This window comes from Campylobacter sp. TJR-1, assembly GCF_032840035.1.
GTDB lineage: Bacteria > Campylobacterota > Campylobacteria > Campylobacterales > Campylobacteraceae > Campylobacter > Campylobacter fetus.
Window position 1 is genome coordinate 113,107 of record NZ_JAWIZX010000001.1, and the last position, 25,863, is coordinate 138,969.

Annotated in this window: 30 protein-coding genes; 22 read left to right on the top strand and 8 right to left on the bottom strand. The window is 31.8% G+C overall.

Annotation, left to right across the window (positions count from 1 at the left end):
• Positions 1–9: 9 nt before the first annotated feature.
• The 8 genes from fucP to hpf all read left to right on the top strand — a co-directional run bounded on the left by fucP (position 10) and on the right by hpf (position 5,516).
• A complete protein-coding gene (gene fucP / locus RVY88_RS00570) occupies positions 10–1,209 on the top strand; it encodes an L-fucose:H+ symporter permease (protein WP_162167593.1) in 1,200 nt (399 codons plus the stop codon).
• 25 nt (positions 1,210–1,234) lie between these two features.
• Complete coding sequence (locus tag RVY88_RS00575; RefSeq protein ID WP_002849637.1) at positions 1,235–2,338, top strand: L-rhamnose mutarotase; 1,104 nt, start codon at positions 1,235–1,237, stop codon at positions 2,336–2,338.
• Positions 2,339–2,447: 109 nt separating this feature from the next.
• A complete protein-coding gene (gene fliW, locus RVY88_RS00580; RefSeq protein ID WP_002849638.1) occupies positions 2,448–2,834 on the top strand; it encodes a flagellar assembly protein FliW in 387 nt (128 codons plus the stop codon).
• A 27-nt stretch (positions 2,835–2,861) separates the two neighbouring features.
• Positions 2,862–3,536 carry a type II secretion system protein gene (locus RVY88_RS00585; RefSeq protein ID WP_042960395.1) on the top strand — a complete coding sequence of 225 codons (675 nt, stop codon included), beginning with the start codon at positions 2,862–2,864 and terminating at the stop codon, positions 3,534–3,536.
• Positions 3,536–3,757 (top strand): prepilin-type N-terminal cleavage/methylation domain-containing protein, encoded by a 222-nt coding sequence (locus tag RVY88_RS00590; protein WP_317051236.1) that lies wholly within the window; start codon positions 3,536–3,538, stop codon positions 3,755–3,757. The genes RVY88_RS00585 and RVY88_RS00590 overlap by 1 nt, the downstream gene beginning before the upstream one ends.
• Positions 3,758–3,827: 70 nt before the next feature.
• Positions 3,828–4,463, top strand: a complete 636-nt coding sequence (locus RVY88_RS00595) for a hypothetical protein (protein WP_317051237.1) — start codon at positions 3,828–3,830, stop codon at positions 4,461–4,463.
• A complete protein-coding gene (locus tag RVY88_RS00600) occupies positions 4,463–4,942 on the top strand; it encodes a hypothetical protein (protein ID WP_162167273.1) in 480 nt (159 codons plus the stop codon). Before RVY88_RS00595 ends, RVY88_RS00600 begins: the two co-directional genes overlap by 1 nt.
• A 43-nt stretch (positions 4,943–4,985) precedes the next feature.
• Positions 4,986–5,516 (top strand): ribosome hibernation-promoting factor, HPF/YfiA family, encoded by a 531-nt coding sequence (hpf, locus tag RVY88_RS00605; protein WP_002849646.1) that lies wholly within the window; start codon positions 4,986–4,988, stop codon positions 5,514–5,516.
• 54 nt (positions 5,517–5,570) lie between these two features.
• On the opposite strand, the gene RVY88_RS00610 is transcribed toward hpf, so the two are convergent.
• Positions 5,571–6,845 (bottom strand): M28 family peptidase, encoded by a 1,275-nt coding sequence (locus tag RVY88_RS00610; protein ID WP_011732069.1) that lies wholly within the window; start codon positions 6,843–6,845, stop codon positions 5,571–5,573.
• A 63-nt stretch (positions 6,846–6,908) separates the two neighbouring features.
• Here RVY88_RS00610 and RVY88_RS00615 point away from each other — a divergent pair, with 63 nt between their 5' ends.
• From RVY88_RS00615 to RVY88_RS00625, 3 genes are read left to right on the top strand one after another with little or no spacing between them, the layout of a single operon-like run.
• Complete coding sequence (locus RVY88_RS00615) at positions 6,909–7,091, top strand: hypothetical protein (protein ID WP_010400361.1); 183 nt, start codon at positions 6,909–6,911, stop codon at positions 7,089–7,091.
• Positions 7,075–7,923, top strand: a complete 849-nt coding sequence (gene cmoB, locus RVY88_RS00620) for a tRNA 5-methoxyuridine(34)/uridine 5-oxyacetic acid(34) synthase CmoB (protein ID WP_162167274.1) — start codon at positions 7,075–7,077, stop codon at positions 7,921–7,923. Before RVY88_RS00615 ends, cmoB begins: the two co-directional genes overlap by 17 nt.
• 11 nt (positions 7,924–7,934) lie before the next feature.
• Complete coding sequence (locus RVY88_RS00625; protein WP_002849653.1) at positions 7,935–8,444, top strand: PaaI family thioesterase; 510 nt, start codon at positions 7,935–7,937, stop codon at positions 8,442–8,444.
• On the opposite strand, the gene RVY88_RS00630 is transcribed toward RVY88_RS00625, so the two are convergent.
• Positions 8,437–9,027 (bottom strand): MBL fold metallo-hydrolase, encoded by a 591-nt coding sequence (locus RVY88_RS00630; protein WP_002849661.1) that lies wholly within the window; start codon positions 9,025–9,027, stop codon positions 8,437–8,439. The genes RVY88_RS00625 and RVY88_RS00630 overlap by 8 nt on opposite strands.
• A 90-nt stretch (positions 9,028–9,117) precedes the next feature.
• On the opposite strand from RVY88_RS00630, the gene RVY88_RS00635 reads away from it, so the two are divergent.
• The 9 genes from RVY88_RS00635 to RVY88_RS00675 are packed head-to-tail and all read left to right on the top strand — an operon-like array spanning position 9,118 to position 17,801.
• The gene (locus RVY88_RS00635; RefSeq protein WP_002849663.1) at positions 9,118–9,864 is read left to right on the top strand and encodes an NAD+ synthase; all 747 of its coding nucleotides are present in this window, start codon (positions 9,118–9,120) and stop codon (positions 9,862–9,864) included.
• A gap of 13 nt (positions 9,865–9,877) precedes the next feature.
• Positions 9,878–11,011 carry a DegT/DnrJ/EryC1/StrS family aminotransferase gene (locus tag RVY88_RS00640; protein ID WP_002849665.1) on the top strand — a complete coding sequence of 378 codons (1,134 nt, stop codon included), beginning with the start codon at positions 9,878–9,880 and terminating at the stop codon, positions 11,009–11,011.
• Positions 11,004–11,948, top strand: coding sequence for a tetraacyldisaccharide 4'-kinase (locus tag RVY88_RS00645; RefSeq protein ID WP_011732071.1), 945 nt, complete (start codon positions 11,004–11,006; stop codon positions 11,946–11,948). The genes RVY88_RS00640 and RVY88_RS00645 overlap by 8 nt, the downstream gene beginning before the upstream one ends.
• A 25-nt stretch (positions 11,949–11,973) precedes the next feature.
• Positions 11,974–12,816 carry an acetylglutamate kinase gene (gene argB, locus RVY88_RS00650; RefSeq protein WP_002849668.1) on the top strand — a complete coding sequence of 281 codons (843 nt, stop codon included), beginning with the start codon at positions 11,974–11,976 and terminating at the stop codon, positions 12,814–12,816.
• Positions 12,813–14,555 carry a threonine synthase gene (gene thrC, locus RVY88_RS00655; RefSeq protein WP_080736717.1) on the top strand — a complete coding sequence of 581 codons (1,743 nt, stop codon included), beginning with the start codon at positions 12,813–12,815 and terminating at the stop codon, positions 14,553–14,555. Before argB ends, thrC begins: the two co-directional genes overlap by 4 nt.
• Entirely contained in the window at positions 14,552–15,274 is a 723-nt protein-coding gene (gene kdsB / locus RVY88_RS00660) for a 3-deoxy-manno-octulosonate cytidylyltransferase (RefSeq protein ID WP_317051238.1), read from the top strand. Before thrC ends, kdsB begins: the two co-directional genes overlap by 4 nt.
• Before the next feature lie 52 nt (positions 15,275–15,326).
• Positions 15,327–15,677, top strand: coding sequence for a nitrous oxide-stimulated promoter family protein (locus RVY88_RS00665; protein ID WP_162167276.1), 351 nt, complete (start codon positions 15,327–15,329; stop codon positions 15,675–15,677).
• A gap of 47 nt (positions 15,678–15,724) precedes the next feature.
• Positions 15,725–16,801 (top strand): GGDEF domain-containing protein, encoded by a 1,077-nt coding sequence (locus RVY88_RS00670; RefSeq protein WP_167497339.1) that lies wholly within the window; start codon positions 15,725–15,727, stop codon positions 16,799–16,801.
• Entirely contained in the window at positions 16,743–17,801 is a 1,059-nt protein-coding gene (locus RVY88_RS00675) for a GGDEF domain-containing protein (protein ID WP_167497340.1), read from the top strand. The genes RVY88_RS00670 and RVY88_RS00675 overlap by 59 nt, the downstream gene beginning before the upstream one ends.
• A 35-nt stretch (positions 17,802–17,836) precedes the next feature.
• Here RVY88_RS00675 and dsbD read toward each other — a convergent pair whose 3' ends face one another.
• On the bottom strand, positions 17,837–19,585 hold the full coding sequence (gene dsbD / locus RVY88_RS00680) for a protein-disulfide reductase DsbD (RefSeq protein ID WP_162167277.1): 1,749 nt from the start codon (positions 19,583–19,585) through the stop codon (positions 17,837–17,839).
• Positions 19,586–19,718: 133 nt separating this feature from the next.
• Between dsbD and ppk2 the strand changes: the two genes are divergently transcribed.
• On the top strand, positions 19,719–20,549 hold the full coding sequence (ppk2, locus tag RVY88_RS00685) for a polyphosphate kinase 2 (protein ID WP_011732076.1): 831 nt from the start codon (positions 19,719–19,721) through the stop codon (positions 20,547–20,549).
• Positions 20,550–20,701: 152 nt separating this feature from the next.
• Here the strand turns inward: ppk2 and dnaK are convergent, their stop codons facing one another.
• The 3 genes from dnaK to RVY88_RS00700 are packed head-to-tail and all read right to left on the bottom strand — an operon-like array spanning position 20,702 to position 23,927.
• Entirely contained in the window at positions 20,702–22,582 is a 1,881-nt protein-coding gene (dnaK, locus tag RVY88_RS00690; protein WP_011732077.1) for a molecular chaperone DnaK, read from the bottom strand.
• A 38-nt stretch (positions 22,583–22,620) separates the two neighbouring features.
• Complete coding sequence (locus tag RVY88_RS00695; RefSeq protein WP_011732078.1) at positions 22,621–23,142, bottom strand: nucleotide exchange factor GrpE; 522 nt, start codon at positions 23,140–23,142, stop codon at positions 22,621–22,623.
• Positions 23,139–23,927 (bottom strand): HrcA family transcriptional regulator, encoded by a 789-nt coding sequence (locus RVY88_RS00700; RefSeq protein ID WP_002849691.1) that lies wholly within the window; start codon positions 23,925–23,927, stop codon positions 23,139–23,141. Before RVY88_RS00700 ends, RVY88_RS00695 begins: the two co-directional genes overlap by 4 nt.
• 368 nt (positions 23,928–24,295) lie before the next feature.
• On the opposite strand from RVY88_RS00700, the gene RVY88_RS09165 reads away from it, so the two are divergent.
• Positions 24,296–24,442, top strand: a complete 147-nt coding sequence (locus RVY88_RS09165) for a hypothetical protein (RefSeq protein WP_011732079.1) — start codon at positions 24,296–24,298, stop codon at positions 24,440–24,442.
• Positions 24,443–24,611: 169 nt separating this feature from the next.
• Here the strand turns inward: RVY88_RS09165 and RVY88_RS00710 are convergent, their stop codons facing one another.
• Both RVY88_RS00710 and RVY88_RS00715 read right to left on the bottom strand, forming a co-directional pair.
• Positions 24,612–24,845, bottom strand: coding sequence for a hypothetical protein (locus RVY88_RS00710; RefSeq protein ID WP_002849694.1), 234 nt, complete (start codon positions 24,843–24,845; stop codon positions 24,612–24,614).
• A complete protein-coding gene (locus tag RVY88_RS00715) occupies positions 24,842–25,858 on the bottom strand; it encodes a DHH family phosphoesterase (protein WP_002849695.1) in 1,017 nt (338 codons plus the stop codon). The genes RVY88_RS00710 and RVY88_RS00715 overlap by 4 nt, the downstream gene beginning before the upstream one ends.
• Positions 25,859–25,863 lie beyond the last annotated feature (5 nt).

Sequence of the window (25,863 nt, forward strand, 5' to 3'; positions counted from 1 at the left end):
GGAGAAAATATGCAAAACAAAAATATCAAAATAACTTTTATACTAGTTACGTCTCTATTTTTGCTATGGGGGCTTAGTTACGGACTTTTAGACGTTATGAACAAAAACTTTCAAACTCATCTTGGAATCACAAAAGCAAACTCTGGACTTCTACAAGCTGCGTATTTTGGTGCATATTTTATCATCGCCATACCGGCTTCGCTTATAGCTAGTAAATATAGTTATAAAGTCGGTATCATAGTAGGATTGCTGCTTTATGCTATTGGATCTTTGATGATAATTCCGGCTAGCAATAGTGCGAATTTCGATCTATTCTTACTTGCATTTTTTATCTTAGCTTGCGGACTTGGAAGTCTTGAAACAAATGCAAATCCATACATCACAAAATTAGGAGGTGACAAAAGAGCCTCTTTTCGCCTAAATTTAGCTCAAAGTTTTAATAGCGTTGGGCAGTTTATCGGACCGATAATCGGCGGAAGTCTATTTTTATCTTTAAGTCATGGAAATTTGGATGAAAATATGAAAAACGTACAAATGGTATACGTAGGAATAGCGGCTATAGTCTTGTTTATCATGCTGCTTTTTATAATCATTAAAATGCCTGAGATAACAAACGAAGATGAAAAACAACAAAATAGCGGAGGATATAAAGATCTATTAAACTATAAACACTTTAAAATAGGCGTTTTAGCACAATTTTTATATGTAGCTGCTCAAGTAGGAGCCGGAGCTTTTTTTATAAATTACTCAGTAGAACACTGGGATACTCTTAGTGATGCTAATGCAGCTTGGTATCTTAGTACGGCTTTAGTAGCATTTATGATAGGAAGAGTTGCAACTACTCCATTTATGGTAAAATTTAGTCCAAATAACGTACTTGGAATATATGCACTCATAAACTCTATCATCATAATTTTGCTTTATATATTAAGCGGACCTATAAGCGTATATGCTCTTATAGCTATGTTTTTCTTTATGAGTATAAGTTTTCCGACTATATTTGCTTTAAGCATAGTAAATATACCTTCAAATTTAGTAAAACCTGCTTCTAGCATACTTGTAATGAGTATAGTAGGCGGCGCTATAATGCCTTTTATTATGGGTAAAATAGCAGACGTAACGCATCAAACTGCCGCTGGATTTTTAGTATTATTTCCGTGCTTTTTATTTGTTGCTTGGTATGGATTTAAAGGAAGCAAACTAGATTAATTTAAATTTTAAAAAGGTTAAAAATATGCTTGAAATAGTAGATACTCACTTTCATATCTGGGATTTAGATATACTGCATTTACCTTGGCTAAACTCTTATAAAGGAGTTATAAACAGAAGTTTTGATATAGATGATATATGCAAAGCTTATGGCAAATACGATCTCTGCTTTAAAGGAGGAATTTATGTCGAGGTGGATTGCGATGATAGGGTAAAAGAGGATGAACATATATTTAGTTTAAACAGTCCTTTTATATTAGCCAAAATTATGAGAGCAAAACTATGTGAGCATATGAGACTACCTCTTGGAATAGCAGGAGTTAGAGAACCTTTGCATATAGATAGCTCTAAGCGCGGAAGATGCTTAGAGAAAAGTTTCATATCCGGGCTTGAAGTTTTAAGCCAAATGGATCTGATATTTGAAAGCTGTAACAGAGTTGATGAAATAGAAGATATCTATAGTGCTCTATCTTTAGTTCCTGATTTAAAAGTAGTGATAAACCACTGCGCAAACGTAAAAGAACTAAATAGCGAATATAAAAGAACAATGTCTAAAATAGCAAAACTTCCAAACGCATATCTAAAAATTTCCGGATTTGCGACCAACGATAAAAGTTTTGTAAAAAATCTTCTTAACTTTGTAACCGGAGAATTCGATAAAAGTAAACTTCTATATGCTTCGAATTTCCCGGTTGTCGAGCTGTATTCAAATTTCGACGAACATTTACAAATCTTAAGAGAGTACTTCGCAGACGACGCTGATTTTTTCTCAAAAAACGCAAAAAAACTCTACAAAATCAACAAAACACAGAAATTCGCAAGTGTGATAAAAATAAGAAAAGACAAAATCGATACCTACAAAAAACTTCATGAAAATCCGCTATCAGGAGTAAATAAAATGATAAAAGAGTGCGGTATAACCAGATATGAGATTTATCATAGAGATGATATGCTTTTTTCTATTATGGAGTACAACGGAGATGATTTTGATTATGATATGACAAAAATGGCTAATGATGAAGCTACGAAAGAATGGTGGAAATTAACTGATCCATGCCAAAAAAGAATCGAAGATGCTAAAAAAGATGAGTGGTGGGCAGCTATGGATTTAGTTTATCGACTAAAATAGTTTTAAATTTAAAGAAATTCTCAACATTAAGTCTAAAATTTAAAAAAAATACTTTAAATTTACGATAAAAAATGGTAGAATATACTAAATTTAAAAAAGGAGCATGCAGATGACATTCAGTGTTAAAAGTCCAATATTAGGTTTTGAAGGTATTAAAAACGTAGAAATTACAAAGATTGATGATTTTTTTGTTAAAATGCAAGACAAAGACGGAGATACGTCATTTACTATGATAAATCCATATTCACTAAGAAATTATGAATTTGATATACCTACATACTATCAAGATTTAATGCAAATAAGCGACAAAAGCGAATTACAAGTATATAATATGCTAGTTATTTCTAGCCCTATAGAAGAATCAAGCGTAAATTTTATGGCTCCTATAGTTTGTAATACTACAAATATGACTCTTTCGCAAGTTATACTAGATCCTGTGAATTACCCTCAGTATAGTCAAGCTGAAAAAATAAGCACGCTTCTTAAAAAGAAATAGTTTAGTGGCAAAAGCCACTAAACTACTATGAAACATGCTTTTACGGTATTAGAGCTTATCTTAGTTATTGTTATAGTAGGAATTAGCGCGGCAGCTGTACCTGCACTAGTGATGTCCAGCACAAAAACAAATGAAGCTGTTTTACTACAAGAAGCCATAACCTCATCAAAAACAAAACTCTCTCAAATATTATTATATCCTTGGAACAGTGCGTTGAATCAATCAAACTCAAATACATCGTCTTTCCCTATCTTAAAAACATCATCTGTAGACAATCTGGCAGAAAAAAGACCGGGTTTAAATAGCTTTTATAACAAAAGGGATATTACAAGATTAAAGGATGATGGCACCACAGAAGAAGTCAATGCAGAAATCGTAGGAACTGCTGCTAAAAAAGAAGGAATAAATCAATTTGATCAAGACAAAGGAAGTATAGATATATCAAATCCAAAATTCAATGAGCGTAAAAATATTCTAAAATTAGATTATACCGTAACAGTAAGCTATCTTTACGTACCTGACAATGAAGGAAATCTAGAAGGAGCATATACTAAAAATACAACAAATGAAATCTCAGTAAAGATAGAAACAACAGCAACTCTTTCAGATAAGAAAAAAAACGTAGTAATGAGAGCTTATAGTTTTAATATAGGAACGCCTAAGATTATTACAAAATCTTTTGCGAATAGTGAGTTTAAATAATGAAACGCGCATTTACTATGATAGAACTAGTCGTAGCTATAGTAATTTCTGGTATATTGCTATCTATAGGAGTTAAAATATTTGATGTAATTTATACAAATTACATTAGACAAAAAAAGTATAGTAGAGCTAGAATCTATATCAAAAACAGTTATAGAGCAGATAGAAAAACGACTATCATACCGCATAAAACCGACTTTATCAGTAAATATAGAAAATAAATATAAGCGTTTAGACAAACTAACGGATGACGATATAAAGACTAATAAAAAATATCCGATTATATGGTATATGCAAAGCTATGAAACACAAAGAATATTTAACGATGATAAAAGAATACTCGGCTGGAGCGGATTTATAAATTTAGATAAAGATAAAACACATCCAGATAAAACAGATAAAAATGAAGAAGTACTAACTATCAACTCACCGGGAAGTAATTTTTCAAAGATTGAAAATATTATAAAAGATTTGGGTTTTAGTGATCTTTTTATAGTATTTAAAGTAGATCAGGGAAACAACAATGATCAATACTATAATATAAAATCAGATGATAAAAATCCTTTAGCACATAAAATAAAAATTAAAAATGATACGAATTTAAATATAGATAAACCGAAATTTCTTGAAAAGAAAGATACTAATAAATTAGAAATATCTGAGCTATACTATCTATCTCACTCCATAAATCAACTTAGTATAGATAAGGATAACAATCTTTGGCTAACCGAATTTATTCCATTTGGAAATGATAATGGAACGCACAAAGAAGTTAGGAAAAACGTATTAGCCGAAAACGTAAGCTCACTTAGATTTATGTATCTAGGCGGAAGCGACTCTATCTCTATAAAACTCTGCTTAGAAGATCCAAATTTTAAAATAAAAGGTCAAAAATTAGAAGTTTGTAAAACCCAGGTGGTGCAGTGATGAAAAAAGCTTTTAGTTTGATTATGGCGATATTTTTTGTAGTTATGCTTGGGATAGTAGGAACTCTTACATTAAGAATCATAGCCGGAGGTAGCAAAGAGAGCGCGGATTTATATCTATATGAACAAGCAAAACTTTTAGCTATTAGCGGAACTGAGTACGCTATACTAAGAATTCAAGAAAAAGACTTTAAAGAAGGCTGTAACAATAATTTCACTTTATCCTATCCAACAACAAAAGAAACCATTTTTACAATTACTGTAGATGTAACGTATATAGGAGCAAATCCGCCTACCAAGTGTACAGAATGGATAGATTCCGGTATTACACAAGATAAAGACGGTCAAGAGCTAAAAGACGCTGATGGAAAACCTAAAACTTCTATCCAAGCAGTCATCTTAGATACAAGCGTAATCTCAGACGCAAGTATTACTCAAGAACAGATCTCCATAAAGCGTACAACTATCCAAAAACCGTGATTTTATGGTATAATATATTAACTTTATTCCAAAGGAGCATGAAATGAATACAAGTATTGTAGGAAAACAATTTGAATTAACACAAGCTATAAAAAACTATATAGATAATGCATTTGAGTCATTATCTAAATACAATCTTGATATTATTTCAAGTAGGGTTATCATATCAGCAGATGAAAAACAAGGTAAAAAAGGCTTTGATGTTGAATTTGCTATAAACCTTGCAAAAAAAGATACGATCGTCATAAGACAAAAAGATAAAGATCTTTACGCGGCTATCGACTTAGCGGTTGATAGAGCAAGCAAAGTTTTACGTAGACATCACGATAAACTAACAACCCATAAAAACAAAGATGATGAAAAAGCAAGTATAAACGGTATCATAGACGAACCTCATATAGATGGAGTAGACGAGATAGTTCCGGCTGAACTTGAACTTTATAAGCCTATTGAGATAGAAGAAGCTTTAGAAAAACTAAAAAACTCAGGTGCACAATTTTATGTATTTAATGATATGGAAGCCAAAATGCGTATCATTTATAAAAGAAACGACGGCAAATTCGGACTTTATTAGAAAAGTTTGCTTTCTGGGGTATTAACTCCGGAAAGCTTTTTTTAAATTTATATATTAATTTTGATATTTTCTTACTATATTTTTTACAACTCTACTTATCAAATCCACTGAATTTATCTCACAACACTCGTTGATACTATGAGGCGAATAAATATTTGGACCAATCGAACAAGCTTCTAAACCGCTCTGCTTTGATAGTAAAACTCCGCACTCAAGTCCTGCATGAACAGCTTCAAATTTAACATTTTTATTAAATTCTTGCATAGAAGATAATACTTCTTTAGCAAAATCAGTAACCTTAGGAGTCCAAGCCCTGCTCTCTTCGGCAAAACGCACATCAAATCCAGCCATTTTAGCTAAAACTTCTGTTTCGGATTTAATTCTTTCAAGCCCTAAATCGCTCATAGATCTTGCAAAAAATTCTATTTCTAACATATTTTTATCTTGCTTTATAATAGACAAATTTATACTCTCATTGACGATTTTTAAACTCTCATCATAACTTCTTACTCCTTGAGCAAATGAATTTATAAAGCTCAAAATACAATCCGAATTTTTCAGCACAAGTGCATCTTTTTTACCTAGTTTTTTGACTTTTATTAGACTATTACCTTGCAAATTTAAATCATCACAAATCACAGTAGCAACGGCTTTTACCGGTATAGAATTATTTCTTTCACCACCATTTATACTAACTATTTTTGCTTTGCTTTTAGCTAAAAAATCGGCTAAAAGTTTTATAGCGTTTGGTATATCTTTTACTATTTCTATACCGCTGTGACCGCCTTTTAATCCACTTATTTCTACTTCGTAAACATTATTTATTTCATTTTTTGTTTCTATTTTCGAACTAGCAAAAATACCAACTCCGCTTGCGCATCCTATAAAAACACCGTCTTCATGCTCGCTATCTAAATTTAAAATCCGTCCGCTTACTAACTTAGTATTAAATCCGTTTGCACCAAGAAGCCCTACTTCTTCATTGTTTGTAAATAAAACTTCAAGACTCTCGAATTCTCTCATCATATCCATAATTATAGCTACGCCGATTCCGTTATCTGCACCTAGAGTTGAATTTTTTGCTTTTAAAAAACCGTTTTCTTTTATGATCTCTATATTTGGAGCATCTCCTACGCAAACCATATCATAATGAGCCTGTAAACAGATATTTGGCTTACCTTTTATAGCATATATATTGCCAAACTCATCGCTATTTACGCTAAATCCGCTATCTTTTGAGAATTGCATTAGGTACTCTTTTAATTTATCTGTTTCAAAACTGCAATGCGGAATAGAGCAAATTTCATTAAAATAATCAAAAACTTTCATTTTATAATGCCTTTGCATATTTTTTAACAAAAATTATAGCATTTTAATGATAATATATCGGCTATGAAACGTATCGTTAGTTTTGTTATTTTGGTTTTTTTGTTACAAGGTTGCCTTTGGATAAATGAACGCGGTATCTCAAATAAATATTATAACGACTGCAAAGAGTACTATGACGGAGCCGGAATTTATCATAAAAAATGCGACGAAAATCTCTTGGATTGGTCAAATGAATCTAATAAATAATGCAAACAAAAAGCTTTTTGAAAAAATAAATAATCTTAAAAATTATAGCTGTCAAGTTAAATTCAGTGATGCCATAGAGATAGAAATAAATGATTTCGATGATAACATAATAGATCTTGCAAAAGACCTTAAACCATGGAGAAAAGGTCCTTTTAAGCTAAATGCTACACTTATAGATAGCGAATGGCAAAGCTTTATAAAATTTAATGGGCTCAAGCCTTTTTTAAATTTAAAAGATAAAATTGTAGCCGATGTAGGCTGCAATAACGGATATTATATGTTTAAAATGCTAGAACTTGAGCCAAAAAGCATAGTAGGATTCGATCCTAGCGTACTTAGCTTTTTGCAATTTAGTTTTATAAATCATTTTGTGAAATCAAATATCAAATTTGAGCTTCTTGGAGTGCAAGATTTACCTAATTATAATATCAAATTTGATACGATACTCTGTCTTGGAGTTTTATATCATAGAAGTGATCCTATAAAAACGTTAAAAGAGTTAAAAAGTAGCCTAAATAAAGGCGGTGAAGTATTTATAGATACTATGTTTATACAAAGAGACGATGAGTTTGTCTTAAGTCCGAAAAGCACCTACTCAAAGATACCAAATATCTATTTTATACCTAGTATAAAAGCTCTTAGAAATTGGTGTGAGAGAGCTAAGTTTAAAACTTTTGATATACTCGGTATTAAAAATACGGATTTTAACGAGCAGAGAAAAACACAGTGGATATACGGGGAAAGTTTGGAAAATTTTTTAGATCCAAACAATCCTAAATTAACTATAGAGGGTTATCCTGCTCCAAAACGTGTTTATGTAAGATTAAGTTAAAAGGTAGTTTAATGGCTGAAAATGTCTATAGTGATAGCATAAAAGATAGCGCAACGGTGATAGATGAAAGTCTATTTCAAAATTCTTTGAATATACCTCAGGCGATAAATACGATCTTCAACGGAAGTATAATAGACGCCAAGCAAAACTACTCAAAAACAGTTCTAAAAACAAATAATGATATGATATATGACGATGAGGGGCTTATTCACAGCGGATTTATATTTAGCGCGGCAGACTGGTCTGCTCAAGTAGCAGTAAATCAGCCTTTTAGCGTAACAATAGGTTCTAAAGTAAGCTTTTTTGCTCCAGCTAAAGTAGGAGATATCATAGAATTTGAAGCACATGCTTATTTTGACGAATCCAAAAAACGAGAAATAAAAGTTATAGGAAAAATCAAAGAAATAAAGGTTTTCGAAGGAACTTTTCAAATAGTAGTTTTAGAAGATCATATATTTAAACTTCAGAAAAAAAACAAAGAAAAACAAAATGAGCAAGCAGCCTCAAAAGCTGCTAAATAGCCTGCATCCAGCGTTTTAAATTTCGTCTTTCACTCTCTAAGCTAGTTTGATCTCCATGTCCTGGATATAGCTTGAAGTCTTTGAAATTTAAAACCCTCTCAAGGCTTTTTCTCATTTCAACAGCATTTGAAAAAGGAAAATCATATCGTCCAATAGAGTTTTTAAATATAAAATCACCACTAAACATAACATCTCCTATCTCGATCATAGAACATCCGGGAGTATGTCCCGCAAAATGGTGAAATGTAAATTTAAAACTGCCTATTTCTATGATTTGATTATCTTCTACTAAAAAATCGGGTTTAAAGGTAGTTTGCAAATATGTAAACGGATCTTGTTCACATAAAAAAGCGTCGTCTTTTGGTATATAAATAGGTATTTTAAATTTATCCCTTATCGCATTATCATCATAAATATGATCAAAATGTCCATGCGTATTTAAAATAGCAAGCGGATTTTTGCAAACTTTACTCACCCATTCAAAAGCTCCATCGCCTGGATCGACTATAACCTCACCGGATTCATTTATTAAAATGTAACAATTTGTATCATAAATTCCAAAAGACTTTGATAAAATTTGCATTTTCCCCTCCTTTGCCCACAAGAGCGAATTAAAAGTTTTATTTTAACATTTTTTCGTTATAATGCAACTAATTTCTTATAGGTAAATTTAATGAAAGATTTTAAATTTTTAGAAAATAAATTATTATGCTTTTTAGATAAATATTTAAAACAATCCGGTGCTAGCGGATTTAGCATAGGAGTGAGCGGCGGACTTGACTCTGCCATAGTCGCCACGTTATGTTCAAAAGTAGCCAAAACTCACGCTCTTTTAATGCCTACAAATAGCTCAAATAATCTGAATTTAGAAGATGGTTTAATCCTATGTGAAAAGCTTGATTTAGAGTATGAAGTTATAAATATAGAACCGATTGTACAAAGCTTTATATCTGTTTTAGATGTTACGGACAAACTAAGAAAAGCCAATATAATAGCAAGAGTTAGAATGATACTATTATACGACAACTCGGCTAAATTAGGCACATTAGTAGCAGGAACAAGCAATAAAAGCGAGAGACTACTGGGCTATGGAACTATATACGGAGATACGGCTTGCGCACTAAATCCTATCGGAGATATTTATAAAAGTGACCTATTTTTGTTTGCAAAATACTTAGAAATAGATGAAAATATAATAAATAAAGCCCCAAGTGCAGATCTTTGGGAAGGTCAAAAAGACGAAGATGAGATCGGTTTTGCTTATTCTAGCGTTGATGCCGTGCTAAAAGAATTTGAAAAAAACGATCAAAGAGAGAATTTATACGCTATTTTTAACAAAAATTTAGTAGATAGCGTACTTGATAGAGTAGAAAAAAATAGCTTTAAGCTAAATCCGGTACCGATTGCAAATATCAGTTAAATAAAGGATAGAGATGAGAGATATAGCATTTTTTAGACCATATATTACCGAAAGAGAACATGAACTAGTAAAAGAGAGTCTTGATAAAAACGCCGTTTATATGGTAACAAATTTAGAAGATAACATAAAGAAGTATTTCGGGGTAAAACACGTTATAACTACAAATAACGGAACTGCGGCAAATCATTTAGCACTTTGTGCTATGGATCTTAAAAGAGGAGACAAGATAATTTGCTCAGTAAATGCTTTTCCTAGCATAGCTCAAGTCATCCGTCACTTTGATGCTGAGCCGATATTTGTAGATATAGACGAAGATGATTTTAACATAAGTCCGACCGAGCTAGAAAAGGTATTAAAAGAACAAAAACATAAAAAACTAAAAGCCGCATTCATAACTCACGTCGCAGGACAAAGTGCGGATATGGATACCATATATGCTTTAGCAAAAGAAAACGGTATAAAAATCATAGATGATGCTAGTCGCGCTATGGGTGCTACATATAAAGGAAAGCTTATAGGAAATTTAGACTCATATATGTCTTGTTTTCAGATAAATCCTCAAGTACAACATGCTATTGCATCAACTGGTATTATATTGACAAATGACGATGAGATGGCAAAACGCGCCAGGCTTATAAGAAATCACGCAATAGTAAATGATAGTTTTGATAAAGATGGAAATTTAGGATATGTTTATGATGTAGTAGATATAGGACAAAAATATGATTTAAATTCTCTTTGTGCTGCTTTTAGTATAGCTCAGTTTGAAAAACTAGAGATATTTATAAGAAGACGAAAAGAAATAGCAGCAATATATAATGAAGAGTTAAAAACATGCCCGCATATAACTACTCCTGTTATAAAAAGAGATCATATATATAATCAATACATAATAAAAGTAGATAAAAACAGAGATGGCTTCGCAAGAGAGTTAAAAGATGCAGGAATTCATACAGGTCTTCACTACATACCGCTTCATCTGCTAAGCTATTACAAAACAAAATACAATCTTAGGGTAAATGATTTCCCAAAAGCATTAAAGGTATATCAACAAGTGCTATCTTTACCTATCTATGCCGCTATGAGTAACGATGAAGTAAAATATGTTTGTGATACAATAAAATCAGTAGCAAAAACTCGTGTTTGATAGAAAACTGCATAGCTGGATAAATAGATATTTTTATCGTCCAAGGTATCTTGAAACGCTAATTTCTATGGCTTTAAGCCCGTTGGCTTTGATATATTATATTTTAGTAGTTATTAAATTTAGACTCTCAAAACAGATCAAATTTGATATACCTATAATAAGTATTGGAAATTTAATAGTCGGCGGCACAGGCAAAACTCCGCTTACAAAAGCTATTTTTAATGAATACAATACCAAATTTAAAACTTTTATCATATTAAGAGGATATAAAAGAAGCAGCAAAGGTATGCTAAAAGTCTGCATAGATGGTGAAATATTATGCAGCGTAGATGAGAGCGGCGATGAAGCTATGGAGTATGCGTTAAGCCTTAAAAATGCAAATGTTATAGTAAGCGAAAATAGAAAATTAGCCATAGAAGAAGCGATAAAATACGGCGCAGAGCTTGTTTTGCTTGATGATGGATTTGGAAAGTTTGATATTTTTAAATTTAATATTATTTTGAAACCTACTATAGAACCTATTTTTAAACTAGTTTTGCCTAGCGGCGCATATAGATATCCAAAAAGTTTTTATAAATTTGCAGATTTTATTCCGACAAAAGATGATATAATAAGCTCTAATTATATAATAAACAAAACAACGAATATGGTTTTAGTAACAGCTATAGCAAATCCATTAAGGTTAAAAAAACTATTTGATAGCTGCTTAGGTATAGAGTTGTTTGAAGATCATCATAAATTTAAAAAATCAGAAATAGAAGATATATTTAAAAAATGGAATGCAACAACTATTTTGGTGACCCAAAAGGATTATGTTAAAATACGAGATTTCGGCTTTAATGTTTCGATTTTAGAACTGCGTACTGAAATTTCATCTCAATTCAAGCTAAAATTAGATAAGTTTATAGATAATTACAACCAGAATATGATAAAATAATAATAAAATAAATTAAGGAAAAGTTGTGTTAAAAAGCATAAGAACAGCTGAGATAATATTAAGTGCCCTGCCTTATATTCAGAAATTTAGAGATGAAATTTTTGTCATAAAATACGGCGGCGCAGCTCAAATAGATGAAAAATTGAAAAATAATTTTGCAAGAGATATTGTGCTTTTACAACTAGTAGGCATTAAAGCCGTCATTGTACATGGAGGCGGAAAAAAGATAAATTCATTTTTAGAAAGACTAAATTTGAAAAGTGAATTTATAGACGGCTTAAGAGTCACGGATAAAGATGCTATGGAAGTAGTAGAAATGACCTTGAGCGGACTTATAAATAAAGAAATAACAAGTCTTTTAAACAAACACGGCGCAAGGGCTATCGGCATAAGCGGCAAAGACGATAATATGTTAAAGGCAAAAAGCTTAGATGATGGAAAATACGGATTTGTAGGAGAGATAACAGACGTCAATGAAAATGTTATATTAACCATAATAAACGATGGACTCATACCAGTCATCGCCCCTATAGCTATAGGAAGCGAGTATGAAACATATAACATAAACGCAGATCTTTGCGCAAGTGCTATTGCTAGCAAATTAAAAGCTAGAAAAGTTATATTTTTAAGTGATATCAAGGGGGTTTTAGACAAGGATGAAAAACTTATCAGCAAGTTAAACGAAACTTCTATAAATGAGTTGAAAAATAACGGAGCAATCAGCGGTGGAATGATACCGAAGATAGACGCGTGTTTAGAATGTATAAAAAGCGGAGTTGGTGCAGCACACATAATAGATGGAAAAATTCCTCACTCTTTGCTGCTTGAAATATTTACAGATGAAGGTATAGGGAGCGTTATAAAATGATAGTATTAAGTACAACACCAGATGAAAAAATAGCAAATAAGTTAGCTAAAGAGTTAGTAGATAAAAAAGCTGCGGCTTGTGTGAATTGTATAAAAGATCTGAAAAGCTTTTATACTTGGAAAAATGAAGTACAAAACGACTCTGAAGTTCTTATGATGATAAAAGGAAATTATAAGAAAATAAAAGATGTTATTTTAAAAAATCACCCTTATGAAATACCGGAAGTCATAGCTATAAAACCTAAAAAAATAGAAAAAAGCTATAAAAAATGGTTAGAAAAAAGTACAAAAATATCACCTATGTTAGTAGGTACAAGGTTAAATAACAACGAAGAAGTTTCTTGCGTTAGTTTAAGCGAAGCTTTATTGCAACCAGCAGCAAAACATGGCGGACTTTACGCGCCTATAAATTTACCTATTTTAGATGATAACTTTTTTAAAAAAGCATCTAAATTAAAGTATGATGAGATAGCTATGATGGTTATTAAAAAGTTTAAATTTGATATAGACAAAGATATTTTTAAAAAAGCATTAAAAAGATACGCTAAATTTGATAAAGAAGCAGTGGAAATAAAAAAATTAAATAAAAATTTATATATAAATGAGCTATGGCACGGACCTACAAGAGCATTTAAAGATATGGCGCTTCAGCCTTTTGGTGTAATTTTAAAAGAGCTTGCCAAACAAAATAATAAAAAATATCTCATTATGTGTGCAACAAGCGGCGATACCGGACCTGCCACACTTAATACATTTAGCGATGTTCAAAATATAAAAGTCGTATGCATATATCCAAAAGACGGCACAAGCGAAGTTCAACGCTTACAAATGGTAAATCAAAAAGGTAAAAATTTAAAATCCATAGGGATAAAAGGTAATTTTGATGATGCTCAAAAAGCCTTAAAAGCGCTATTAAACGATAAATCTTTTAAAAATGAGCTATCAAATTTGGGGCTTAACTTAAGTGCTGCGAATTCTGTTAATTTCGGCAGAATTTTATTTCAGATTATTTATCATATCTATGTTTGTATAAAAATAAACAGTAATAAAAAACCGATAGATATCGTTGTTCCAAGCGGCAACTTCGGTAATGCTTTAGGGGCGTATTACGCTAAAAAAATGGGTGCAAATATAGGAAAAATAAAAATTGCTTCGAACGCGAACAATATATTAACGGAACTTTTCACAACAGGAATTTATAATCTGCAAGATAAAAAATTAATTCAAACTATAAGCCCTGCTATGGATATACTAATTAGCTCAAATGTCGAAAGACTTTTGTTTGATAAGTTTGGAAGTATTAGAACAAAAGAGCTTATGGATAGTTTGAAAAACAGTGGATTTTATAAACTCGCTCAAGAAGAACTTGAGGAGCTAAAAGCAGATTTTGAAGCAGATTTTTGTAGCGATGAAGAGTGTGAAAATTATATAAAAAACGTTTCAAGCAAAGGTATTTTGATAGATCCTCATACGGCAACTTGCCTAAAACTAGTTGACAATGATAAACTTAGCGTGATAACATCTACAGCTCAATGGGTAAAATTTACTCCAAGCATGGTAAAAGCTATCAAAAATAAACCTACACAAGATGAATTAGTAGATATGAAAGAGCTTGCAAAAGAGTTTGACGTAAAAATTCCAAAGTCCATCTTAGAGTTATTTTCACAAAAAGAGCTTCATAAAGACGTTATAGAACAAGATAAGATAAAATCAAACATCATAAATTGGCTTAAAAAATGATAATCATACCGGCTCGGCTCGCTTCAACTCGTTTTGAACATAAAATTCTAAGAACCATTGATGGCGTTCCTATGTTTGTAAAAACCGCGATGAACGCCAAAAATGCGGATAACGTGCTAATAGCATGTGACGATGAAAAAGTAGCAAACATAGCAAAAAGTTATGGCTTAGATGCTATTTTAACAAACGTGAATCACGAAAGCGGAACCGACCGCATAAATGAAGCAGCGGATAAATTTAATCTAAAAGATAACGAGATCATTATAAATGTTCAAGCCGATGAGCCGTTTTTTGAAGTAGAAAATTTGATTAAATTTAAAAATTTTGCAAGTAAATCCATTGCAAGCGGCTCGTTTATGGCAAGCTGTTTTAAACTAGTCAAAAAAGAGGACGCTCAAAATCCAAATTTAGTAAAAGTCGTTCTTGACACAAACGATAACGCTCTGTATTTTTCACGTTCACTTCTGCCATATCCTGGAAACGAATGTGAGGTTTTTAAAGCACATATAGGAATTTACGCATATAGCGTAGTAAATTTAAAAGAGTTTTGTACTTTAGAGACAAAAGAGTTAGAAAATATAGAAAAACTAGAGCAGCTTAGGGCTTTACAAAGCGGTAAAAAAATTAAAATGATGCAAATACAAACAAAAAGTATCGGAATAGATACAAAAGAAGATCTTAAGACCGCAGCGGATAAATTCGGTTTTAGGATTGACTAAAATCAAATTTAACTATATAAATTTGTGATACAATAGCCACGAAAAGGCAAATATGACAAATGAACATTTTTTAGAGCAACTAACGACCGTAGCCAAATTTACAAAAATTTACTGCGATGATAATCACAAAAATGAGCCAAAAACTATATCTAAATTTAAAACTATTTATAAAGGAGTAAATTTAGATAAATTTATAGAGTATAACTTATGCAAAGAGTGTGAGCATCTTCTTTTATATGCCAATGAGAGACTACAAAACTGTCCACACAAAGAAAAACCAAAATGCAGAAAATGTCCACACATCTGTTATGAAAAAAATGAACTAAAACATATTATAAAAGTGATGAAAAGTAGCGGAATAAAGCTTGGATTATCAAAGATAAAATCATTTTTTAAAAGTTAGTATATATACTAGATTAAGTTATTTTGTGATATCATAAAATAAAAAATATGAAACAAATTATACAAGAAATCAAATTAGAATCAGCACAAAACGTATATCATAAACTACTTGTGATATATTTATTGTTGCTATTTGCATATTGCATTGTATTTGCTTATTTTGGTATGTCTTTTTTGCTTATAAATGGTGCTATAACATTTGCAATATCCATAATAATCTATGATGAATTATATGAAGAAAAATACCAATCACTGATAAATATCTGGATACAACTAAGCGGTACTTATAATATAGTTTGCGATATAATAGTCATGGGCTGGGGATATGGATTTGAACTATTTTTAGTCGGTCTAATCGCGATATACTACTCATCTGCTATAAAAAATAGTTATTTTAAAATCATAATTGTAGTAGCACAATCCATAACTTATCTTGTTTTACACTATCTATTTGCTCATCAAGATATAAACTACGGAAATGATGATTTAAAACATATATCATATATATCTGGATTTTTAGCAATCGTATTTGTATTCTTCTTTTTACATCAAAATTTAAATATAGTAGGCGCGGTAGATATCTTAAATTTACAAAGAAAGAAAAAAGATTATCAGCGTATAGCAGAACATGACTTTTTAACAGGATTTTATACTAGGGCTCCTATGCGTCAGATGCTAACTAGTCGTTTAAGTATGCTAAAAAACGAAGAGTTAAAATCCATATGTATAATCCTATGCGACCTTGATAATTTTAAAAATATAAACGATACGTTGGGGCATATTTTTGGTGATACTATACTAAGCAGAGTCGCAGCTTCTTTAAAAAGCAGCTTTATAAAATACGGCAAACTTTGCAGATGGGGCGGAGAGGAATTTTTAATAATTTTAGAAAATAAAAATGCTACGGATATAAAAGACATCATAGAATCAGCAAGACTAAAAGTAGAAAAATTAAATCCGGAAGGAATAAAAGTAAGCGTAACATTTGGGGCGCTCTATCTCACCAAAATCGAAGCAGACTTTGAGCTAGAACCGGCTATTAGCATTGTCGATGAGCTTATGTATTATGGAAAAAGTCAAGGAAAAAATAGACTGGTATTTAAAAATTATGAATATAAAAAGTGATAATTTATCAACAAATTTAAGAACCGTACTAATTATGTTTTTAGTAGCCAGCATAAGTTACTTCATATCTTTTATTAGTTTGAAAATGTACGACTTAGCAATCGTTAGCATAGTCGGCGTATTTACATATATTTTCTGCATTAAAACGGTTGGTAAAAACGAGCTTGAAAAAGCATTTTTTATAGCTCATATACAAATTTTATTTAGCTCTAGCATAAGTGTTTTGATACTTGGATGGGGATATGGATTTCAAATTATATTGATAGCTTTAATATCTATCATGTATATTGATATATTTAGAAATAGACTTATATCTTATATATTGGTTTTATCAGAATCTATTATCTATATAGCACTATATTTGGTACATATCTCAAATGAAGGAGAGCAGTCTGTATCATATTATCAAGACTACTTTTATGTGGCAAATTTTATATTTCTTATTGTTATGCTTCTTATCATATCTAAGATATTAAAATCTACAGATATCGCATACTTTTATCAATTAAAAGACGATAACGATAAATTTAAAAACGCGTCCGAAACAGATGATCTAACCGGACTTATAAATAAAAGAACATTAAATTTAATAATAGACAATAAAAGACGAAGCAGCATGGTAATCTCTATGTGCGATATAGATAACTTTAAACAGATAAATGACCAGTTTGGACACAATACCGGAGATCTTGTTTTAAAAACACTCTCAAATATATTTTTAGATCATACAAACAAAACAGATATAGTTTGCAGATGGGGCGGAGAGGAATTTGTAATAGTATCTTTTGATATAAGTAAAAATGACTTTTTAACCAAAATTCAAAAAATAAAATTTCAAATTAGCGAAACCATAATAAAAGAAGGTAATGAAACATTTAATTTTAGTGTTACTTTTGGAGTATCTGAAGTTGGAAATGATAGAAATTTACTTATAAAACAAGCAGATGAAAGATTGTATAAAGGTAAAAATAGTACAAAAAACTGCATCGTTTCAAAATAAACTAAAAATAAGCAGCTTTTTAAAGCCGCTTAAATTTAAATATCTTCTATATGTTTTAAAAATTCGTCATAAGACACATAGCCTACAAGCTGTTTTGAGTTCAGCTCTTTTTTGTCTTTATAAAATATAAGTGCCGGCGGACCAAAAACATTGTATTTTCTCATCATAGCTATATCTTCAGGCGTATTATCAGAGACATCTATTTTGATAAGAGTAAAATCTTTTAATCTTTTTATAACATCCGGATTTGTAAATGTTTTCTCATCAAGCTCTTTACAGTTTACGCACCAAGTCGCCCAAAAATCGATCATAACAGGTTTTTGACTGCTATTTATAACGGCTTCAAGATCTTTTGAATTTGAAATATAACTAAACTCTATTTTATCGATGCTGTTTTTTGATATCGTAGAATTATTATATGAGCTTAAATTCGGAGCAAAAGTGGAAATACTAAATATAGAAACTAAGATTATCGAAACTACGAATATCAATATTCCAAACGATTTTAAAAACTTCGCAGCACCGTCTTTTGCTTCGTTAAACGCGCCTAAATATACCGCAAAAAATACTCCGAGAACTCCATAAAGCGCATTTGAAATTTCAGATCCAACTACTCTATCAAGCATCCAGATAGCCATCGCAAGCATCAAAAATCCAAATATTCTTTTTATCTCTTCCATCCAAAATCCGGGCTTAGGAAGTAGTTTTGAACTACCAATACCTATCAATAAAAGAGGAACTCCCATACCGACACTCATAACAAATAGAGCTATACCTCCAAAAAGAGCATCTCCGCTTTCAGCTATATATAAAAGAGCTCCGGCAAGAGGTGCAGCAACGCAAGGTCCCACTATAAGAGCGGATAAAAACCCCATAATTCCGACACCGATTATTCCACCTTTTTTTTCACTCTTTAAATTTATATAGTTTTGAATTTTTTTTGGCATCTCGATGTTATAAAATCCAAACATAGAAAACGATAGCAAAACAAAGATGATACTAAAACCTATAATAACGCTTGGAATTTGAAGCAATCCTTGGACGCTTGCACCAAATACACTTGCCAAAACTCCGGCCAAAGCGTAAGCTAATGACATGAAAAATACATAAACAAAACTTATCCAAAAACCTGTTTTAGCCGATGGTTTTTGACCTGTTTTTGATACTATTATGCTTGAAACTATCGGGATCATAGGAAAGATACAAGGCGTAAGAGATAAAAGCAAACCATAACCAAAAAACGTGATGATAGTAAAAAGTTTGCCCTCGTCGGTAAATGATTTTGCTATCTTATCTTGCTGCGAGTCACCGATATTTTTTTTATCTATCTTGGAATTTGAAGATATAATTTTTGAAGCAGATACCTCTTTTACTTGAGCTTTATCGCCATCATAAGTAACGACATAATGACTCTCTATAGGCTGATAACAAAATCCACTATAAGAGCAACCTTGATAATTTAATTGTATGTCAAACTCATTACTATTTACAAAATTTTTGAGCAAACCCTCCGGTATAAATAGATCAAACGTACCGCCGTATATATCATACTCATCGTGTTTTTCGTATTTAGGAAAATTTAAAAACTCGGTTATATCGGTATCTGAAACCTTAACTTTAAGTTTGTCTTTATATAAATAAACACTTTTATCTACTACGAGATTGATATTTATCCCTTGCGTTTTATCGCCTGTGATATTGACTTTAAAAGCATCTTCTACGCTAAGAGGCTCAGCAAAAACAGTACTAAAAAGCAAGATAAATGAAATAAGTAGCTTATGCAATGCATTTCCTTGTAAAAAAATATTTGTCAATTCTACTTCATATTTGTAAATATCTTCATCAAAAGCGGTAAACTTTAATGAAACTTTTAATTAACTAAGTATAAAATTATATACACTTTAAAAAGGAGCAAAAATGGAAGAAAAAAAAGATGATTTTATTATGGTGAAAGTAAAAAAATCTAAATTAAAATACGAAAAAGAGCTTAGACAATTACAAATTGAACTGCTCAAATTTCAAAACCATGTAAAAGAAACTGGTCTAAAAGTATTGATTATAATAGAAGGAAGAGACGCGTCAGGAAAAGGCGGCGTCATCAAAAGACTTACCGAACATCTAAATCCTAGGGGATGTAGAGTCGTCGCTTTGGAAAAACCAAGCGATGTTGAGAGAACTCAGTGGTATTTTCAAAGATACTCAGACCATCTTCCAAGTGCCGGTGAGATAGTTATATTTGATAGAAGCTGGTATAACCGTGCTGGAGTTGAACCTGTGATGGGATTTTGTACTCAAGAGCAACATAAAGAATTTTTAAGGCAAGTTCCTAAATTTGAAGAAATGCTGGTAAGTTCGGGAATCTTACTGTTTAAATTCTACTTCTCGGTTTCAAAAGATGAACAGAAAAAACGTTTCAAAGATAGAAAAACAGATCCACTAAAACAGTTCAAACTATCTCCAGTAGATCAAAGAAGTCAAGAACTATGGGATCAATACACAGTCGCAAAGTACTCAATGCTACTAGCTTCAAATACGCCTTATGCGCCATGGACCATCATAGTTAGTAACGATAAGAAAAAAGCTAGATTAAACACATTTAGATATCTATTAAACAATGTCGAATATAATAAAAAAATAAGCAATGACGAGATGAAAATAGATGATGAAATAGTCAAAACAGGAAGTACGGAGATAAGACTTATGGAAGAAAATCTCAGAAATGAGAATTTAAAACGTATAAACGGGTAGTAAATTTTTAATAGTCTTGCGAATTTGACACTTAAAATTATACTTAAATTTAAAACATTTAATAAGCAAAAAACTATAACTGAATTTATATATCTTTGCATTTGGAGTTACGAATTTAATCGCAACTCCATTTATAGAATTTATAGATAAATTTATTCGACTTCTGCGTCTATAACATCATCGTCTTTTTTCTTTTTCTCTGCGCCACCATCCGCTGCACCTGCATTTTGATCTTTATACATAGCTTCGGCTAGTTTATGACTAACTTCGCTTAGAGCTTTTACTTTTACATCGATCTGCTCTTTTGAAGCACTTTCATCTTTTAATACCTCTTTTAGATCATTCAAAGCAGCTTCGATCTTTGCTCTATCTTCGGCCGGAATTTTTTCACCCATCTCGCTTAGAGATTTTTCGGTTTGATGAGCCAAACTATCTGCTGCATTTCTAGCTTCTACGGCTTCTTTTCTTTTTTTGTCATCTTCTTTATGAGCTTCGGCGTCATTTACCATTTTATTTATCTCTTCTTCGCTAAGACCGCTTGAACCGCTTATAGTGATATTTTGAGCTTTACCGCTAGCCTTATCTTTAGCCGAAACAGTTAAAATTCCGTTTGCGTCTATATCAAACGTAACTTCGATTTGCGGAACGCCTCTAGGAGCTGGCATTATACCTTCAAGATTGAAGTTACCTAAACTTTTGTTGTCTTTTGCAAACTCACGCTCGCCTTGAAGCACGTTTATAGTAACCGCACTTTGATTATCTTCGGCAGTTGAGAAAGTTTGAGACTTTTTAGTAGGGATCGTAGTTCCTTTTTCTATAAGTTTGCTCATAACTCCACCAAGAGTTTCGATACCAAGACTTAGCGGAGTAACATCAAGTAAAAGCACGTCTTTTACGTCACCTTTTATAACAGCGCCTTGTATAGCAGCTCCGATGGCGACTACTTCATCAGGATTTACTGATTTGTTTAGTTCTTTACTAAATGCTTTCTTGACCTCTTCTTGTACCAGCGGAACACGAGTTGAACCACCCACCATAACTACTTCTTTTATATCGCCTTTGCTTATACCGGCGTCTTTTACTACTTCGTTTATCTTTGTGATAGTTTCGCCTACTAAGTCGTCTATCATACCTTCAAATTTAGCTCTGCTAAGAGTTTTCGTAAGGTGTTTTGGTCCTGTCGCATCAGCTGTGATAAACGGAAGATTTATAGTTGTCTCCATAGCACTACTTAGCTCTTTTTTAGCATTTTCAGCAGCTTCTTTTAGTCTTTGAAGTGCCATTACGTCGTTTTTTAGATCAATCCCTGTTTCACTTTTGAACTCACTTACTAAAAAGTCGATAAGTCTATTATCAAAATCATCACCGCCTAAAAAAGCGTTACCACCAGTTGCTAAAACCTCAACTACACTATCGCCTGTTTCAAGCACGGTTACGTCAAACGTACCACCGCCTAAGTCATAAACTACGATTTTTTCAGCCTCTTTTTTATCAAGCCCGTAAGCAAGAGCCGCAGCCGTAGGCTCGTTTATGATACGAAGTACGTTTAGTCCTGCGATAGTTCCTGCTTCTTTTGTAGCCTTTCTCTGACTATCATTGAAGTATGCAGGCACCGTGATAACGGCGTCCACGACGCTCTCTCCTAAAAACGCCTCTGCATCTTCTTTTAATTTCATAAGAACTTTAGCCGAAATTTCTTGCGGAGTATATGTTTTACCAGCTATCTCAACGGCGCACGCACCATTTCTATCTACTATATGATACGGAAGGCGGTTTTTTGCTTCCTTGGCATTTTTCTCGTTCATCATAAGACCCATAATTCTTTTTATAGAAAATATAGTCTTTTCAGGGTTTGTTACTGCTTGACGTTTTGCCGTATCACCTACTAAGATCTCGCCTTTATCAGTGAAAGCTACCACTGAAGGAGTAGTATTTTTACCCTCTTTGTTTGGTATAACTTTGCTTTCTCCTCTTTCATATATGCTTACGCATGAATTTGTTGTTCCTAAATCTATTCCTATTACTTTACTCATTTTTTTATCCTTTTAAATTTAATTTACTTAATTCTTATTTACTTGGCAATTACGACCATAGACGGTCTTAAAACCCTATCATTATATAGATAACCTTTTTGATAAACAGCAGCTATCTTACCGCTTTCTACCTCATCGCTCTCTATATAATTTATGGCGTTGTGAAATTCCGGATTAAACTCTGCATCCGTTCTAATCTCCTTAATTCCATATTTTTCAAAACATTTTTTGAACTGTTCTATCGTTAAGTTTATACCGTCTTTTATTTTATTTGCTATTTCATCATCTCCGCTTTGCAAATTTGAAGCGATCTCTAAAGCATCAATGACGGGCAGCAGATCTCTTGCAAAGCTCTCGTTTGCAAATTTAACCGCTTCGCCCTTTTCTCTTTCAAGGCGCTTTTTGATATTTTCAAAATCCGCAGTAGCCCTCATCAAGCTCTCTTTTGCTAAAGCTAACTCATCTTTTACATCTTCATTGAGTTTAGTAAAACTCACATTATCATCAAAATTATCGGGTATATTATCTACATTTTCGTTTTTATTGGTATCTTCGCTCATGCTGCCTCCTTAATACTATTTAAAAATTTCTCATAATCGCTATAAACACTACCAGCACAGATCATTACGGCATTTTTACCCTCATAAATAACATCGGTTTTAATCCCCATATAACCCGAGTTAAAAACCGGTTTGAAAGCCAAATTTGATCTAAAATAGTGTTCAAAAGCAGGATCTAAGATAGTTTTTATCCTCTCATCCTTACATATCTCAAATGCAACTTTTTCATTTTCTTGGAAGTAAATTCTACTTCTTTTTAACTCTTTTATTTTAGCTCTAAGCTCACTAAGACCCACTTGTATAGATATCCTATCAAGCTCTTCAAGACTAATTCCTACTAAGTTATTTAAAAATTTCTCTACTCTAGGATTAAATTTAATAACTATACTCTCGCTTTCAAAATCCAGAACTAAAAATCTATCTTTCAAATTCAAGATCTCTTTCAATGTTAGTTTTCCTGCGCCAAAAATCATACAGTAAATACCAAAATCATAGACCAAAAAATTTAAAATATCACTATCATTTATGATAAAATTATCATCAAATTTAAGTCTATTTTGCCAGTAAAACTGCATAGTTGGAACTGTAGGAATCCGTCCGCCGCTTATGTGAAGCTGAGTTATAGCTCCCTCATCGCTTAACTTTTTAAAATAAACCCTAATCGTAGATGCCGGTATACTAGTACTCATACGCGTTCCAAGTTCGCTTGAGCCTATAGGCTCATTTGCTTCTAAGTAAGCATGTATGATTGATTCTAATATTAGATCTCTTTTATCTACCTTCATCTTAGCACTCTTCCTATTCAATTGCTAAGTGAATTATACAACATTGAGCCTATCTTTGTCAAGTCTTTTAAATAAAAATATTAAAATATTTGCAAAAATTTATATCTATCAACATAAATTTAGGCTACATACACGTTTTTTCGTATAAAATATATATTATAGCGTAAAAACAAACGTATTTAATATATTTATATATCATATATAGTATATAATATATTTTTTAAAGTATATTTAATGACAATTCTTGTATAATTTTACGTATGATAAAAGTTAGCAATATTTTTAATATATTACATAATGCTGTTGAGAGCCAAAATCTTGGAAATAAAATATCTCAATCACAAATGGCTGAACGATTAGGAGTATCTATGAGAACATACCAAGACTGGAGATTAGGTACTACAAATCCGCAAGCTGCTATGGCTATATGCAAAATGCTTTGCGAACTTGATGATGAAGAGGCTCTTCATACTATTAAAAAAATAAAAAAGGCTTTAGGAAACCGCTTTGAGTAAATTAACAAACAAAGAACGTACCGACTTAGAAAGCATCTTTTCGCTAATATGTACTAAAGACAATGATTGTAAATTAATAGAGTTTTATAAACAATTTTATAAAGACTGTCACAAAATAGTCAAGAAAATTAGAATAAAACTCTATAAAAAAGCTAAGCGATATAAGCCATTAATTAAATAATTCTTTATAATTTTTTTTCATAAATTCAATTACTTCTATGACTTCGCCTACACCTTGTGCTTCTGAATTTTCTAATACATCATCGATATTTTCGATATAAATATCACAAGCATCAAGAAGTTTGTCTTTTTTTACTCCGGCAAAATACAACATTCCTTGCATCATTATATCTAGCTCGTAACTCATCTCTTCTTGCGTGATTTCGTTTTCATAATCTTTCATTTTACGACTCCTGTTTTTTTCTCTATAAGCTGTATTATTTGAGATTTTACCAACTCATAGTTATAACTATCCTTAAATCCTGTAAAAAATCCGCCGCTAGCATTTACATGCCCTCCTCCATCCACCAACTCTTTTGCCATCAAACTAACATCTAAATTTCCATTTGCTCTAAAACTAAATGTTTTTTTACTAGTAACATCTAAAAAGAAATCATAATCCGGATTCGCCACCAAAAAGTCATTTCCGATAATCGATGTACTACCTATATTATGAGTTAAAATACCTTTGTGACCTCTATAATCTATAGTAAATTTATCTTTTTCAAAGCTTAAAAGTCTTACAAGATAAGATGAGTTTAGATTACTAAGTGTATCATCATTTTTAAATTTAAAAAATGCCTTTTTTATCTGATGTATCTCATTATCTAGCTTTATGTGAGCATTATTTTGCCCTATAAATTCCATAAAAGAGTTCATCAAATAAAACATATATTCCATATGCTTGTCCTCAAAAAGCACTTTATTTATCTCTCTTGCTCCGGCTATAATGCCCATACAAACCTTGCCAAGCTCGAAATTTGGATCATCTTTTAGCCATATATCTACCGCATTTACAACATTACAGTAAGACTCAAGCCTTTCATCCGCACCAAACATAGAACTAAAAAAATCATACGTAATCTTAGTTGCGCATCTTTTAGAATCCATGTAATACCACCCAAATTTATCCGCACACTCAAGCCCTGTTTGGTGATGATCTAGTAGTATAAGTTTTATATTTTTATCGCTTATTAAATTCTCGTAATATGCACATTGCTGTATAGTTAAATTTAGATCAGTTATCAATATAATAGCTTTTTCATCCCCTATTTGAGATAAAATATGAGCAAATTTATCATCTATCTCTTTTCCGTAATTTGAGTTATAAAATTTTATATTTTTAAGATAAAAACTAGTCACTAACTGAGCTGAATATCCATCTAAATCTGTGTGACTAAGGTGGTAAATTTTCATATTTT

Coding starts and splice junctions, on each gene's coding strand:
- RVY88_RS00665 (WP_162167276.1), top strand. CDS start 15,327: ATGACAAATGAACATTTTTTAGAGCAACTAACGACCGTAGCCAAATTT.
- RVY88_RS00700 (WP_002849691.1), bottom strand. CDS start 23,927: ATGAAGGTAGATAAAAGAGATCTAATATTAGAATCAATCATACATGCT.
- RVY88_RS00595 (WP_317051237.1), top strand. CDS start 3,828: ATGCAAAGCTATGAAACACAAAGAATATTTAACGATGATAAAAGAATA.
- kdsB (WP_317051238.1), top strand. CDS start 14,552: ATGATAATCATACCGGCTCGGCTCGCTTCAACTCGTTTTGAACATAAA.
- RVY88_RS00625 (WP_002849653.1), top strand. CDS start 7,935: ATGGCTGAAAATGTCTATAGTGATAGCATAAAAGATAGCGCAACGGTG.
- RVY88_RS00615 (WP_010400361.1), top strand. CDS start 6,909: ATGAAACGTATCGTTAGTTTTGTTATTTTGGTTTTTTTGTTACAAGGT.
- RVY88_RS00635 (WP_002849663.1), top strand. CDS start 9,118: ATGAAAGATTTTAAATTTTTAGAAAATAAATTATTATGCTTTTTAGAT.
- RVY88_RS00715 (WP_002849695.1), bottom strand. CDS start 25,858: ATGAAAATTTACCACCTTAGTCACACAGATTTAGATGGATATTCAGCT.
- hpf (WP_002849646.1), top strand. CDS start 4,986: ATGAATACAAGTATTGTAGGAAAACAATTTGAATTAACACAAGCTATA.
- RVY88_RS09165 (WP_011732079.1), top strand. CDS start 24,296: ATGAGAACATACCAAGACTGGAGATTAGGTACTACAAATCCGCAAGCT.
- fucP (WP_162167593.1), top strand. CDS start 10: ATGCAAAACAAAAATATCAAAATAACTTTTATACTAGTTACGTCTCTA.
- cmoB (WP_162167274.1), top strand. CDS start 7,075: ATGAATCTAATAAATAATGCAAACAAAAAGCTTTTTGAAAAAATAAAT.
- RVY88_RS00610 (WP_011732069.1), bottom strand. CDS start 6,845: ATGAAAGTTTTTGATTATTTTAATGAAATTTGCTCTATTCCGCATTGC.
- RVY88_RS00640 (WP_002849665.1), top strand. CDS start 9,878: ATGAGAGATATAGCATTTTTTAGACCATATATTACCGAAAGAGAACAT.
- RVY88_RS00675 (WP_167497340.1), top strand. CDS start 16,743: ATGGAAAAAGTCAAGGAAAAAATAGACTGGTATTTAAAAATTATGAAT.
- dnaK (WP_011732077.1), bottom strand. CDS start 22,582: ATGAGTAAAGTAATAGGAATAGATTTAGGAACAACAAATTCATGCGTA.
- RVY88_RS00590 (WP_317051236.1), top strand. CDS start 3,536: ATGAAACGCGCATTTACTATGATAGAACTAGTCGTAGCTATAGTAATT.
- fliW (WP_002849638.1), top strand. CDS start 2,448: ATGACATTCAGTGTTAAAAGTCCAATATTAGGTTTTGAAGGTATTAAA.
- RVY88_RS00630 (WP_002849661.1), bottom strand. CDS start 9,027: ATGCAAATTTTATCAAAGTCTTTTGGAATTTATGATACAAATTGTTAC.
- RVY88_RS00575 (WP_002849637.1), top strand. CDS start 1,235: ATGCTTGAAATAGTAGATACTCACTTTCATATCTGGGATTTAGATATA.
- RVY88_RS00585 (WP_042960395.1), top strand. CDS start 2,862: ATGAAACATGCTTTTACGGTATTAGAGCTTATCTTAGTTATTGTTATA.
- RVY88_RS00670 (WP_167497339.1), top strand. CDS start 15,725: ATGAAACAAATTATACAAGAAATCAAATTAGAATCAGCACAAAACGTA.
- thrC (WP_080736717.1), top strand. CDS start 12,813: ATGATAGTATTAAGTACAACACCAGATGAAAAAATAGCAAATAAGTTA.
- RVY88_RS00600 (WP_162167273.1), top strand. CDS start 4,463: ATGAAAAAAGCTTTTAGTTTGATTATGGCGATATTTTTTGTAGTTATG.
- RVY88_RS00695 (WP_011732078.1), bottom strand. CDS start 23,142: ATGAGCGAAGATACCAATAAAAACGAAAATGTAGATAATATACCCGAT.
- RVY88_RS00710 (WP_002849694.1), bottom strand. CDS start 24,845: ATGAAAGATTATGAAAACGAAATCACGCAAGAAGAGATGAGTTACGAG.
- ppk2 (WP_011732076.1), top strand. CDS start 19,719: ATGGAAGAAAAAAAAGATGATTTTATTATGGTGAAAGTAAAAAAATCT.